The organism is Janthinobacterium lividum (assembly GCF_011601275.1).
GTDB lineage: Bacteria > Pseudomonadota > Gammaproteobacteria > Burkholderiales > Burkholderiaceae_D > Janthinobacterium > Janthinobacterium lividum_E.
Map to the genome: position 1 here is coordinate 196,387 of NZ_JAAOLY010000009.1, position 12,922 is coordinate 209,308.

Here is a 12,922-nt window from a genome sequence, read left to right on the forward strand (position 1 = left end):
GATGATAGCCCGATACGGCGCCGCCAGCGCGCTTCTTAGTGGCGCAACATCACGCCCATGGCGATGCAGGCCACTATCGCCAGGCTCATGGCCAGGGCGAAGGTTGCCATCAATAACAGCCAGCGGCAGATGGTGGCAAGTTTGCCGCTTGGATACACGCGCCACATGGCCCAGGGCAGATAGGCCAGAAGCCAGGCGCCGAGCGCGAGGCGGACAATCTCGACGGGGATCAAGGTCATCAGGGCCATCATAATGAAGGCAAAGGCGTTCGTATGCAGGGCGAAGAGGAAATGCTCGCCATAGCGGCGTCCGCTGCCCAGGTAGAGGATTTTCAGGAACAGGGCGAACAGCGGCATCAGGCAAAACATGGCGTACGGCGCGTAATGGAAAAAGCTTTCCACCACGAGTTTTTGTTTCTCGGCCGTCGGAAGTTGGTCAAAGTCCTGCCATTGGTGCGGCAGCGTGGGTGTCTGGCCCAGAATGCTGATCTGCGTTCGCGCTGTCTGGTTTTCCTCAGTGTGATGGCGGACCTGGGCGCCCACCTCGGCTCGCGGGCTGTGGACGGTGAGGAACAAGTCGCCGCTGCCGAACTTGAGGATGGCAAAGAACAGGATGCTGAAAGTCAGGTACACGCGCAGCGGTTCGACATAGCGCACGCGGCGTCCCGCGATGTATTCCTTGCTCAGCGCACCCGGACGAAACAGCAGCAGGGCCAGGGTACGCCAGAGCTTGCCTTCAAGCGCCACATAATGCGCAACAAATTCATGCAGGAATTCACGCGCGCTGGGCACGTGCAGGGTCGTCGCCTGGCCGCAGGCACTGCAGAAATTTCCTGGCGCATCGGTATTGCAGTTATGGCAGGTAGTGGCAGGACTTGCGCTGGGTGACACTGTTTTCAAGATGGACTCTTTCCATGGCCGGCAGGTAAAAATAAGCGCTCAAGGGCGCAGCATATGATGAATGAAAAGAATAATAAAAGGGCATTTTTCTCTGTATAGTTGCTTCTGAGATACAAAGTGCCTGCGCCGTTCAGGCGCCACCGAAGGCGCACAGCAGGCGCCGTTCGCCAGCGGGCGTGAGGCGCAGGGCGCGGCTGTCAAGTTCGCGTTCGGCCCAGCGCTGGCGCAGGGCCAGTTGCAGGATGGCAGCACCCAGCGCGCCGCCCAAGTGGGCGCGCCGTTCGCTCCAGTCCAGGCAGGCACAGGCAAAGCGGCGGCGCTGGCGCTGCAGTTGCGGCACATCGATGCCCAGCGCCGCCATGCCGGCCGTGCCCGCTTCCGACAGGCGATACTCGCCTTCGCCTTCGCCGCCATCGTCGAGCAGCCAGCCTTGCGTGTGCAGCTGGTCGTGCAGGGCAACGGCCAGCGTGCCGGCCATGTGGTCATAGCAGGTGCGTGCATGGCGCAGGCGGTCCGGCGTGGTGGGCGTGAATGGCGTTGCCGCCACGCCTGCCACCACCAACAGCGCTTCGAGTGCCTGGCCCACTTCCATGCCGGCCAGGCGGTAATAGCGGTGCTTGCCCTGCGCCACCATCGATAGCAAGCCATCCTCGCGCAAGCGGCTCAAATGCGCGCTGGCCGTCGAAGCGCCCACCTCGGCCAGCGCCGCCAGTTCCGTGGCCGTGCGGGCATGGCCGTCGAGCAGGCTGCACAGCATGCGTGCGCGGGCCGGTTCGGCGATGGCGCCGGCCAGTTGCGCCAGGCGCACATCGGCCGTGCGGGGAAGGGGAGTGGTATCCATGGTTCGTTGGCGGGCGAAGTGTTGTGGTGGAAGGGCCAGCATACTCTTGTCCCTACCTCACTGCAATGGAATGCGCATGCCGCTCGCCGACTTTGTTATCGACCCTGCCGACCCTTTTTCCGCCGTCACCCACGTGGCGCCGTATGACTACTATCGCCGCCTGGCCGATGGCCCGCCGCTGCGTTTCGATGCGCGGCTCGATTGCTGGCTGGCGACGGGCGCGGCCGGCGTGCGGGCCGTGCTCGAACATCCCGCTTGCCGCGTGCGTCCGCCGGGCTTGGGCGTGCCGCAGAATCTGGCAGGCACCCCATGCGGCGCGATCTTTGCCGAACTGGTGCGCATGAACGATGGCGAACGGCATGTCGTGCCGAAACAGGTGCTGGCGCGCGCGCTGGGCCAGGTGGACGTGGTTCGCCTGCAGGCGCAGACATTGCGCATGGCCAGCGACCGTGTGCCCGGCAGCGCCGCCCAGCTGAACGATGCGATTTTTCAACTGCCGCTGTCTGCCATGGCGGACTTGCTGGGCTTTGCGCCAGCGCAATGGCCGGCGCTGGCCGCCTGGACGCGCGCTTTTGTTGCTTGCCTGTCGCCGCTCAGCAATGGAGGACAACTGGCTGGCGCGCAGGAAGCGGCCGATGCCCTTCTGCAAGGTTTTGGTCACTTGCTGCGCGAGGGCAACGCGAGGCCCGGCAGCCTGCTGGCTAGTATCGTGACAGAGACCGATGCCATGGGGAGCGGCTTGCTGGCCAACCTCGTGGGTTTGCTGTCGCAGACCTGCGACGCGACGGCCGGCTTGCTGGGCAATGCCGTAGTTGCCTTGCGCACGCAGCCGGATTCGTTGGCGCAACTGCGTGCGTCGCCGCAGCGGTGGCCGGCCATGCTGCGCGAAGTCGGCCGTTTTGATCCGTCGATCCACAACACGCGCCGCTACACGGCGCAAGACGTGGAGTTCGATGACGTGCGCGTGCCGGCCGGACAGATGATCGTCGTCGTGCTGGCCAGCGCCAGCCATGCGGAGTTGGGCTTTGGCCATGGCCGCCATGTCTGTCCGGGCCAGTCCATCGCGCAGGCCATCGCTGCGGCTTGTTTGCAGGCGTGGGCCGACGGCCTGGAAGGCATGGCGCTGGCGTGGCGTTACCTGCCGTCGCTGAATGCCCGCATCCCCGTGTTTACGCAAGGAGAAAATGCATGATTGCCGTGATTTTTGAAGTCTGGCCCAGGGCCGAAGGTCGCCAGCAGTATCTGGACCTGGCCGCTGCGCTGCGGCCCCTGCTCGACGAAGTCGACGGCTTCATTTCCATCGAGCGCTTCAGCAGCCTGAGCGAGCCAGGCAAACTGCTGTCGCTGTCGTTCTTTCGCGACGAGGCGGCGCTGGCGCAGTGGCGGCAGCTGGAAGCGCACCGGGCGGCGCAATCGGCTGGCCGGCAGGGCGTATTTGACGATTACCGGCTGCGCGTCGCCGCCGTCGTGCGCGATTACGGCATGCTGGACCGGCAACAGGTGCCGACCGACAGCCGCCAGCGCCACGATGTTAGCGGGGCAGGGCGCCCTGCGTGATCTTGACTTTCACGCGGTAGGTGGGCTCTGCCGCATTCAGGGCGGGCGGCGTGGCCGGGTCGACGTCGAGCAAGGTAAACGTCAGGTGGTTGACGGTGACGGAACTGGAAGCGCCGGGCATGGAGTCGGACAGGACGATGTCGGTGGCGCCAGCACTGTTGAGCAAACTGAAACTGTAGCTGACGTAGCCTTTCCACACGCACACGGCGCCCTTGCGGCAGCGGCTGTCGTTGACGCGCTCGAGTTTCAGGGTATCGGTGGCCGTGATGGCGACCTGTTCGCCCGGCGACAGCACGTGGGTGACGCTGCGCGGCGTGTTTTCCGCGTCGCCGGCGCTGCCGGCCGCGCCGCAGCCGGCCAGCACGGCCAGGCAGGTGAAGAACAGGGGAAGCAGCATGGTGCGGTAAGAGCGGGTCAGGTAATGCATGTTTTTCCTTTCAGGCAGAGCGTCCCAGGCATGCTTGTTCACGCGTGGGATAAAATGATAGTAACAAAATGATATTTTTCAGGCGCACTATTGGCGTGCTGCCGATGAATTGACGCGCCGGCCACGCGGCGCGCCGATTACTGCGTAAAATGGCTGTTTTGAAAATCAGGAAACAATCATGAAAAAAACCGACCTGGCCAAAAGCGATGCCAAGAAACTGATGGGAAAGATGAGTGTTCCCGGCGCCGGTGCATTCGGTAAGGAAGCGGTGGTCGTCGACCGCCGCGAGCAGCGCAAGCGCGATCAGGCCTTGGGCCTGGTGCCATTCGCCGTCAAGCTGAACAGCGATCTGGTCTTGCAATTGCAGACCCTGGCCAAGGAACGCGGCGCGGATCTGAATGAAGTGGTTGCCGAAGTCCTCGTCAAGGGCCTGGCTGCAGCGTAAGGGCTGACAATGTTTATCTGTTGATAAATATCAGTTATAAAACTAAAAGGCGCCTTGCGGCGCCTTTTGCATTGCGGCATTGCTTGTGATTACACCCAGGCGGCCAGGGCGCCCTTCATTTTTTTCAGCGCCGCCACTTCGATCTGGCGGATGCGCTCGGCCGATACGCCGAACTCTTCCGCCAGCGCGTGCAGGGTGGCGCCGGAACCGTCGTCGTTGGCCAGCCAGCGCGCTTCGATGATGCGGCGTGAACGGGCGTCGAGCTTGCTCAAGGCCGTTTCCAGGCCTTCCGATTGCAGACGCGTCACTTGCTCCGCTTCCAGCACCTTGGTCGGCTCGCTTTGCTCCGACGACAGGTAGGCGATCGGCGAAAACTTGTCGTCTTCATCGTCGGTCGGCGATTCCAGTGCGATGTCGCGGCCGCTCAAGCGCGTTTCCATCTCGATCACTTCTTCGCGCTTTACGTCGAGCAGCTTGGCCAGCGCATCGATCTGCTTCGGCGTCATCGCGTCCAGGCCCGTCTTGTGGCTGCGCAGGTTGAAGAACAGCTTGCGCTGCGCCTTCGTCGTCGCAACCTTGACCAGGCGCCAGTTTTTCAGGATGTACTCGTGCATCTCGGCTTTCACCCAGTGCATGGCGTACGACACCAGGCGCACGCCCTGGTCCGGATCGAAACGTTTCACGGCTTTCATCAAGCCGATATTGCCTTCCTGAATCAGGTCGGCATGCGGCAAGCCATAGCCCAGGTAGCCACGGGCAATCGAGACCACCAGGCGCAGGTGCGACAGCACGAGTTCTTGCGCGGCGGCCAGGTCATTTTTTTCACGCAGGCGTGTCGCCAGCGAAATTTCTTCGTCATGGGTCAACATGGGCAGGCGGTTCACGGCCGAGATATAGGCGTCAATATTACCCAGATTGCCAGTGAACCCGAGGCCCAGCGCATTACTTTTGGTCGGAACCAATGCGGACGTTGCGGACATCATAGTCATGTTTTCTCCCTCGTAGTCTTGCTTTGTTCCAGTTGGCCACGTCACGCGACGTGGTCCGTTTGTCTGTTCGGTCTTGCGTATTCGGTCTTGTACTTTGCAGAGCGCGGCACCATCTTCATCTGGCGTCCGTGGCGGTTCTGCTCTTGGTATGTCCCTATATTAGCACTCTCTGCTTGAGAGTGCCAATCAGCACATTTAATCGTCCTGATAGCCTAAATGCTATGGCAATGTAACGCTTGATATATATCCAGATAACGCTTCACGACAACGTAGTTAGTCTACGGCCTCTGGCTGAAGCGAGCCTTAAGAATACTTGCTTATTATCAAGATAACAGCAATATGGGACGCATGGCGGCGCCAGGAGCGCCGCCATGGAAAGAGGGTCAGTTCAGGCGCGCCAGGTGGCGCTGCACGCAGAGGAAGGCGCCGATCAGGCCCAGGCCGGCGCTGACGGCCAGCAAGCCGGCCATCGGCAGCGGCGCCAGCGGCACCAGCTGGAATTCCGACGCATACAGGCGGGCAAACTCGGCAATCGCGGTATTCAGCGGCTGCAAGGCCAGCGCCACGGCGCCCAGGGCAAGCGCGCCGGCGCACAGGCCCAGCAGGGCGCCCGTGTAATAGAAGGGGCGGTGGATGAAAGTGTCCGTCGCGCCGATCAGTTTCGAGATGCTGATTTCATCGCGCTGCTGCATCACTTGCAGGCGGATGGTGTTGAAGACCACGGCGATCACGGCCACGCCCAGGGTGATGGCCAGCAGCAGCAGCACCAGGCGCAGCACGCCCAGCAGGGCAGCCAGGCGCTTGACCCAGGCCGAATCGACTTGCGCCGATTCCACGCCGGGCAAGTGGCGCAGCTGTTCCGCCACCGCATCGACGTCCTGCGCTTCGCTGGCGCTGCTGAAGGCGTCGAGTTTCAGCACATAGCTGTCGGGCAGGGGATTGTCGCCCAGGGTGCTCAGTACATCGGCCAGGCCGTTCTTGTCTTTCAGGGTGTCGAGCGCCTGTTCGCGGGGGATGAAGACGATTTTCGCCTTTTGCTCGCCGACGATCTTGCGCATGGCGCTGGCCAGGGCCACGGCTTGCTCGCGCGGCGTGTCGATCTTCAGGAAGACGCTGATTTCCGGGTCGACCGACATCTGTTCCGACATCGGGCGCACATTGTCGAGCATGGTCAAGCCGGCGAACGGCAGCGACAGGGCGATGGCGACCACCACGACGTTCAATAGAAAGCCGCCTGGCGACTTGCGCAGATGAATCAGCGCCGAACCGAGGGCGAAGCGGTGTTGACGGAACCAGCCTCTCATGCCTGTTCTCCCTGCGCGTCATCCTGGTCGGGGGAGGGCGCAAAATCGGGATCGGGCGGCGCGAAGACGGGCGCCTGCGTGGCCTTGTCGATGGCGACCAGCTGGCCGTTTTTCAGGTGGATCACGCGGGCGGCGGCGTCGAGCATCTGTTCGTCATGGCTGGAAATGAGGCAGGTCACGCCCACCGAGTGGAATGCTTTCAGGGCGTCGAGCACCTTGTTGGCGCTGGCGCGGTCCAGGTTGGCCGTCGGTTCGTCGGCCAGGATGATCTGCGGCCGGTTGACGATGGCGCGCGCGATCGACACGCGCTGCTGCTCGCCGCCCGACAGCGACAGCGGACGCGCCATGGCGCGGTCCAGCAGTCCCACCTTGTCGAGCGCGGCGCGCGCGCGCTGTTCCGCGGCAACTTTATGCGCGCCGACGACGAGCAGCGGCAGCATGACGTTGGCCAGGATGGAGCGGTCGTTGAGTAACTTTTGCTGCTGGAAGATCAGGCCCATGTTACGGCGCAAAAACGGCACGCCGGCCGGCTTGATCTTGGCCATGTCCTGGCCATTGACGATCAGCTTGCCCGACGTGGGGCGTTCCATGGCGGCGATCATTTTCAGCAAGGTGGATTTGCCGGCGCCGGATGGGCCGGCCAGGAACACCAGCTCGCCCTTGGCAATACTGAGCGAAATGTCGCTGAGCGCCACGGCATCGGAGGAGTATTGCTTGGAGACGTGCTGAAATTCAATCATGTATAGGCTTATCCGAGCAGCGCTTCGACAAATTCGGCAGCCACAAAAGGCTGCAAGTCTTCAATTTTCTCACCGATGCCGATGAAATACACAGGCACGGGGCGCACGCGGGCAATCGCCGCCAGCACCCCGCCCTTGGCGGTACCGTCCAGCTTGGTGATCACCAGGCCGCTCAATTGCAGGGCATCGTCAAACGCTTTCACTTGCGTGAGGGCGTTCTGGCCCGTATTGCCGTCGATGACGAGCAGGGTTTCATGCGGCGCGCCATCCATGCCCTTGCCGATCACGCGCTTGATTTTCTTCAATTCTTCCATCAGGTGCAACTGCGTCGGCAAGCGTCCCGCCGTATCGACCATGACCACGTCGATGCCGCGCGCCTTCGCCGATTGCACGGAGTCGTAGGCCACGGCGGCAGGGTCGCCCGATTCCTGCGAGATCACGGTAACGTTGTTGCGCTCGCCCCAGACCATCAGTTGTTCGCGCGCGGCGGCGCGGAAGGTGTCGCCCGCGGCCAGCAGCACGGACTGGTTGTTCGACTGCATGTGCTTGGCCAGCTTGCCGATGGTGGTGGTCTTGCCGGCGCCATTCACGCCGGAAATCATCATCACCAGCGGCTTGTGGCGGCCCAGCTCGAAGCGCTTTTCCAGCGGCGAGAGCAGGTCGATCAGCAGCACTTTCAAGGCGGCCTTGACGGCGGCGGCGTCGAGCAGCTTGTCTTCCTTGACCTTTTTCTTCAATTCCGTCAGCAGGAATTCCGTGGCGTCGATGCCCGCGTCGGACATCAGCAAGGCCGCTTCGAGCTCTTCGTACAGGGCGTCGTCGATCTTTGCGCCGACGAACAGCACGGACAAGGTATTCGAGGTTTTCGACAGGCCGGCCTTCAGGCGCGTCATCCACGATTTTTTCTCGGGTTCGGCGGCCACGATCACGGGCACGAGCTCGGCCGGCGCGCCGCTCAGGGGCGCAGCGGACGGGGCTGCTGCTGGCGCGGCAGGCGGCGTGGCGGCGGGAAGGACGAGGGGCTTGGCTGGCGCAGCCTCGGGAGCGATGGGTTTTTTCTTGAAGAAACTAAACATGGATGTGTGGTGGCGGGTGCTGACCTTAGGCCCGGCGGCGCCGGACACTGTTGATCCGGCTATTCTACCAGAGCGCGCCCGGCCCTTCATGCTTTACTGTTCGATTGGCAACATTGCGCGGCTATCCACGGAGATCGCCGCAGTTGCCGCGCTTTCCAGCCGGTTCAGTGGGTTTGCAGGGCCAGCGCCTGATGGCGGCGGCGCCAGTCGGCGATGCTTTCGTCGACTTGCCGCAAGTCCAGCACGTGCAAAAAGGCTGGCGGCTGGCGGTACAACACGGGACTGCGTCCGCCGGCCCACAATTCCATGCTTGACGGCAAGCTCGCATGCAGCTGCTGCAGGCTGTCGCGCGTCTGCCGTTGCTTGCTCGCGCTGGAAAACGATAGCGCGACGATATCGGCCCGCTGCGAGCGGGCGGCCGCGACGATATCCGTCAGCGGCGTTTCCACTCCCAGCGACATGCAATGGGCGCCGGCCGCCGCGCACAGCGCTTCGGCCATCAGCAGCCCCAGGCCATGACGCTCCTGCGGCAAGGTGCTGAGGACGATGCGCGGCGTGCGCGTGGACGGGCTGCTTGCTTGCGGCAGGGAAAAGATGGCGTGGCGCATCACCGTCTGCAAGGTTTCGCTATACAGATGCTCTTCATACACGGCCAGGTCGCCGCAAGCCCACGCTTCGCCCACCATGCCCGTGAGGGGGGCGATCACGTCGATGGTGAACGCTTTCAAGCCCAGCACGGCCAGCGCCTGGCGCAGGGCGTCGCCCAGTTCCGTCATCTGGTGGCCACGGCAAAGGGACAGGTAGTGTTCGAGCTGGGGTGCCGGCGTGGATGGCGCTGCGCTGCCGGCGCTGGCCAGCTGCTGCAGTTGCAAGGTGCTGTGCTGCATGATTTTGCCAGGACGAAATCCGAGGTCCAGCAGGCGTTTGACCATGCGCAATTTTTGCACTTGCTCGGCCGGGTAGCTGCGTTCGCCAAAGGCGTCGCGCTGGGGCTGGGGAAAGGCATAGCGGCGCTCCCACACACGCAAGGTTTCCTTGGCCAGTCCGGTATCGCGCTCGACATCGCTGATGCTGAAGGCGGAAGTAGGTTGCAGGTCAGTATCCATACCAGGGGGCTTGCTCGCATGCCAAAAGAACGTGGAGTGCATTTTACGCCTTCCGCTGCCCCGTACCAAATAGCTGAATCCGATTAGAAATTGCCGACGTATAAGTTTCTGAATGGCTCAGGACGCTCATTGACATAAATCAATATTTCATCGATTATCCATGAGGCTTATTTGTCCAGGACAAACTTAACACGGGTGCACTCATGAAAATTGCCGTCGTCGGAGCAGGAATTGCAGGATTGTCGTGTGCCTATCGCCTGGCGCAAGCGGGCCAGGACGTCACCTTGTACGAGGCGGGCGACTATTTTGGCGGCCACAGTCATACGGTCGATGTCACGCTCGACGGCGTCACGCATGGCGTGGACACGGGTTTTCTCGTGTTCAACCACGCCACCTATCCGAACCTGGTGCAACTGTTCGACGAACTCGGTGTCGAGGCGGCCGACAGCGACATGTCGTTTTCCGTCAAAATGCCGCTGGGCACGGCATCCGATGCGCGCGTGCTGGAATGGGCGGGCGCCAATGTCGATACCGTGTTTACCCAGCGCAGCAATCTGCTGCGCCCCGCCTTCTTGCGCATGCTGCGCGACATCCTGCGCTTCAACCGCCAGGCCAGCGCCCTGGCGACGGGAAGCGTGCCGGCGCCGGCCATGTCCCTGGGCGAATTTCTCGACCTGCACAATTATGGCGACGAGTTCCGCCACTGGTATCTGCTGCCGATGGCCGCCTGCATCTGGTCGTGTCCGGCGCGCCAGATGCTGGCCTTTCCATTGGCCACTTTCATCCGTTTCTGCCACAACCATGGCTTGCTGCAAGTGAGCGACCGTCCGCAATGGCGCACGGTGCGGGGCGGATCGCGCGCGTACGTGGAAAAACTGCTGGCCGGCATCCCGCAGCAGCGCCTCGCTTGCCCCGTGCTGGCCGTGCGCCGCCAGCCGCACGGTGGCGCGCGCATGGTCGAGCTGCATACGGCCGCCGGCGTCGAGCATGTCGATCACGTCGTGCTCGCTTGCCACAGCGACCAGTCGCTGGCCTTGCTGGCCGATATCCGCGACGACGAGCGCTCCGTGCTGGAAGCCGTGCGCTACCAGCCGAACCGGGCCGTGCTGCATACGGATGCGTCCTGCCTGCCGCAGCGCCGCAAGGCCTGGTCCGCCTGGAATTACCAGGGGCGGCCGGCAGTGGCGGAAGGCGAGGCGCCGCAAGTGTGCGTGCATTACTTGCTGAACCAGCTGCAGCCGCTGCCTTTCAGCACGCCCGTCATCGTCTCGCTCAATCCGCTCGACGAGCCCGCTCCGGCCAGCATCATCGACGAATTTTCGTACGCCCACCCCGTGTTCGATGGCGCGGCCATTGCCGCCCAGGCGCGCCTGGCCGGTTTCCAGGGTGCGCAGCACACGTGGTTCGCGGGCGCCTGGACGGGCTATGGTTTCCATGAAGACGGTTTGAAGTCGGGCCTGGCCGTGGCGCAAATACTCAATGGCATGGCGACGGCGGAGCTCGGCCATGCCGCGTGATCCATCGCCGCCCGTGGCGCCGCAGCCCCAGCTGTGCCTGGGACAGGTGCGCCATGCGCGGCTGCGCCCGCGCGCGCATGCTTTTACTTACGGCATGTTTTATCTGCGCCTGCCCTTGCGCAGCATGGGCGCGCACGATTTTCCTGCGCGGCTGATTTCACGCAACGGCGCCAATGTGCTGTGCTTCCGCGACAGCGACCATGGCGATGGCACGATGCCGCTGCTGGACTGGATCGACGGCTTGCTGCGCCAGCAGGGCGTGCTGGATGCGGGCGGCGAAATCTGGCTGCAAACCATGCCGCGCATGTTCGGCTATGTCTTCAATCCCGTCAGTTTCTGGTTTTGCCACCGCCCGGATGGCGCGTTGCGGGCCGTTGTCTGCGATGTGCGCAATACCTTTGGCGAGCGTCACCTGTACCTGCTCGAGCAGGGCGGCGCCATCGCGTATGGCAGCGAGTTGCGCGCCAATAAAATTTTCCACGTTTCTCCGTTTTGCAAGGTGGAAGGAAATTATCGTTTCCGTTTCTTGCGCAATAGCGAACTGGGCGGCGAACGCCACTTGGCCAAGGTCGATTACGACGACCTCGACGGTCCACTGCTGCAGACGAGCTTGTCCGGCACGGCGCAGCCGCTGCGCGATGGCGCCATCGCCTGGGCCTTGCTGCGCTATCCCCTGATGACGTTTGGCGTGATGGCGCGCATCCATTGGCAAGCCTTGCGCCTGTGGCTGCGTCGCGTGCCGTTTTTCAGCAAACCCCACCCTCCACAAGAAAAGGTGTCCCGATGAGCTCCGATTCCCTGCCGACCGGCCTGCAGGCGCGCAGCAGCGTTTGTCACGATCACTCGCATCTCGACATGCCCGCCTCCGGGCGCATGATCTTGCGCCTGCTGCAAAAATTGCAGCATGGCGCCCTGCGCCTGCGCACGCCCGACGGCAGCATCTTGCTGTATGGCGATGGCAGTCATCCCGTGACCCTGGACTTGCACAACTGGCGTTTGTGCTCGGCCGTGCTGCGCTCGGGCGACATCGGCTTTGCGGAAACCTTTATCGCCGGCGACTGGCGCACGGATAATCTGCCCGGCTTGATCGAACTGATGATACGCAACCGCGCGCAGATTGAATCGCTGATCTACGGCAACTGGTGGGGCAACCTGGTCTACAAGCTGCGGCATTTACTCAACCGCAATTCGCGCGCCGGCAGCAAGAAGAATATCCACGCCCATTACGACATCGGCAACGCCTTTTACCAGTTGTGGCTGGACCCGTCGATGACGTATTCAAGCGCGCTGTTCAGCGAAGGCGCCAGCCTGGAGCAGGCGCAAGTGGCCAAATACCGGCGCATCGCCGATCAGTTGCAACTGCAGCCAGGCGCCAGGGTGCTGGAAATCGGCTGCGGCTGGGGCGGTTTCGCGGAAACGGCGGCGCGCGACCATGGCGCCCACGTGACGGGTTTGACTTTATCCACGGAGCAACTTGCCTATGCGCGCCAGCGCCTGCAGGACGCGGGGCTGGCTGAGCAGGCCGACCTGCAGCTGTGCGACTACCGCGACAGCGCCGGCCAGTACGACGCCATCGCCTCGATCGAGATGTTCGAAGCCGTGGGGCAAAGCTACTGGCCCGGCTATTTTGCCTGCGTGGCGCGCAACCTGAAGCTGGGAGGACGGGCCTGCATCCAGACCATCGTCATCGCCGATGAACTGTTCGAGCGCTACAGCAAGAGCACGGATTTTATTCAACAGTACATTTTCCCGGGCGGCATGCTGCCGTCGCCGGCCGAGTTTCGCCGCGCCGCCGAGGCGCAGGGCCTGCGCGTGGAAGACGCTTTCAGCTTTGGCCTCGATTATGCGGAAACCTTGCGCCAGTGGCGCGCCAGCTTCCTGGCCCAGCGCACGGCGCTGGAAAAGCAGGGTTTCGATGGCCGTTTCCTGCTGACCTGGGAATTTTACCTTGCGTATTGCGAGGCCGCCTTCCAGGCGTACAACACGGATGTGATGCAATTTACCCTGATCAAGGACTGACC

Annotated in this window: 14 protein-coding genes; 6 read left to right on the plus strand and 8 right to left on the minus strand. The window is 62.8% G+C overall.

What is annotated here, in order from left to right:
* Positions 1-35 precede the first annotated feature (35 nt).
* A complete protein-coding gene (locus tag GYK42_RS15765) occupies positions 36-890 on the minus strand; it encodes a DUF3667 domain-containing protein (RefSeq protein ID WP_346768097.1) in 855 nt (284 codons plus the stop codon).
* Between the two features lie 139 nt (positions 891-1,029).
* A complete protein-coding gene (locus tag GYK42_RS15770) occupies positions 1,030-1,740 on the minus strand; it encodes an ArsR/SmtB family transcription factor (RefSeq protein WP_166448244.1) in 711 nt (236 codons plus the stop codon).
* 76 nt (positions 1,741-1,816) lie between these two features.
* Between GYK42_RS15770 and GYK42_RS15775 the strand changes: the two genes are divergently transcribed.
* Complete coding sequence (locus tag GYK42_RS15775) at positions 1,817-2,932, plus strand: cytochrome P450 (RefSeq protein WP_205711415.1); 1,116 nt, start codon at positions 1,817-1,819, stop codon at positions 2,930-2,932.
* Positions 2,929-3,297, plus strand: coding sequence for an antibiotic biosynthesis monooxygenase family protein (locus GYK42_RS15780; RefSeq protein WP_166448245.1), 369 nt, complete (start codon positions 2,929-2,931; stop codon positions 3,295-3,297). The genes GYK42_RS15775 and GYK42_RS15780 overlap by 4 nt, the downstream gene beginning before the upstream one ends.
* Here the strand turns inward: GYK42_RS15780 and GYK42_RS15785 are convergent.
* A complete protein-coding gene (locus tag GYK42_RS15785; protein ID WP_166448246.1) occupies positions 3,272-3,724 on the minus strand; it encodes a hypothetical protein in 453 nt (150 codons plus the stop codon). The genes GYK42_RS15780 and GYK42_RS15785 overlap by 26 nt on opposite strands.
* A 178-nt stretch (positions 3,725-3,902) precedes the next feature.
* Between GYK42_RS15785 and GYK42_RS15790 the strand changes: the two genes are divergently transcribed.
* Positions 3,903-4,169, plus strand: coding sequence for a hypothetical protein (locus GYK42_RS15790; RefSeq protein WP_166448247.1), 267 nt, complete (start codon positions 3,903-3,905; stop codon positions 4,167-4,169).
* Between the two features lie 89 nt (positions 4,170-4,258).
* On the opposite strand, the gene rpoH is transcribed toward GYK42_RS15790, so the two are convergent.
* The 5 genes from rpoH to GYK42_RS15815 form a co-directional block, all read right to left on the minus strand.
* Positions 4,259-5,152 (minus strand): RNA polymerase sigma factor RpoH, encoded by an 894-nt coding sequence (gene rpoH, locus GYK42_RS15795; RefSeq protein WP_035824784.1) that lies wholly within the window; start codon positions 5,150-5,152, stop codon positions 4,259-4,261.
* A 389-nt stretch (positions 5,153-5,541) separates the two neighbouring features.
* Positions 5,542-6,462: a permease-like cell division protein FtsX gene (ftsX, locus tag GYK42_RS15800; protein ID WP_166448248.1), complete on the minus strand. Its 921-nt coding sequence runs from the start codon at positions 6,460-6,462 to the stop codon at positions 5,542-5,544.
* Positions 6,459-7,202, minus strand: coding sequence for a cell division ATP-binding protein FtsE (locus GYK42_RS15805; RefSeq protein ID WP_058050730.1), 744 nt, complete (start codon positions 7,200-7,202; stop codon positions 6,459-6,461). Before GYK42_RS15805 ends, ftsX begins: the two co-directional genes overlap by 4 nt.
* 8 nt (positions 7,203-7,210) lie before the next feature.
* Positions 7,211-8,278 carry a signal recognition particle-docking protein FtsY gene (gene ftsY, locus GYK42_RS15810; protein WP_166448249.1) on the minus strand — a complete coding sequence of 356 codons (1,068 nt, stop codon included), beginning with the start codon at positions 8,276-8,278 and terminating at the stop codon, positions 7,211-7,213.
* A gap of 164 nt (positions 8,279-8,442) precedes the next feature.
* Positions 8,443-9,384 carry a MerR family transcriptional regulator gene (locus tag GYK42_RS15815; RefSeq protein ID WP_166448250.1) on the minus strand — a complete coding sequence of 314 codons (942 nt, stop codon included), beginning with the start codon at positions 9,382-9,384 and terminating at the stop codon, positions 8,443-8,445.
* Positions 9,385-9,587: 203 nt separating this feature from the next.
* Here GYK42_RS15815 and GYK42_RS15820 point away from each other — a divergent pair, with 203 nt between their 5' ends.
* From GYK42_RS15820 to GYK42_RS15830, 3 genes are all read left to right on the plus strand, one after another.
* Positions 9,588-10,901, plus strand: a complete 1,314-nt coding sequence (locus GYK42_RS15820) for an NAD(P)/FAD-dependent oxidoreductase (protein WP_166448251.1) — start codon at positions 9,588-9,590, stop codon at positions 10,899-10,901.
* Positions 10,891-11,688, plus strand: a complete 798-nt coding sequence (locus GYK42_RS15825) for a DUF1365 domain-containing protein (protein ID WP_166448252.1) — start codon at positions 10,891-10,893, stop codon at positions 11,686-11,688. The genes GYK42_RS15820 and GYK42_RS15825 overlap by 11 nt, the downstream gene beginning before the upstream one ends.
* Positions 11,689-11,756: 68 nt before the next feature.
* A complete protein-coding gene (locus GYK42_RS15830) occupies positions 11,757-12,920 on the plus strand; it encodes an SAM-dependent methyltransferase (protein WP_166448306.1) in 1,164 nt (387 codons plus the stop codon).
* Positions 12,921-12,922 lie beyond the last annotated feature (2 nt).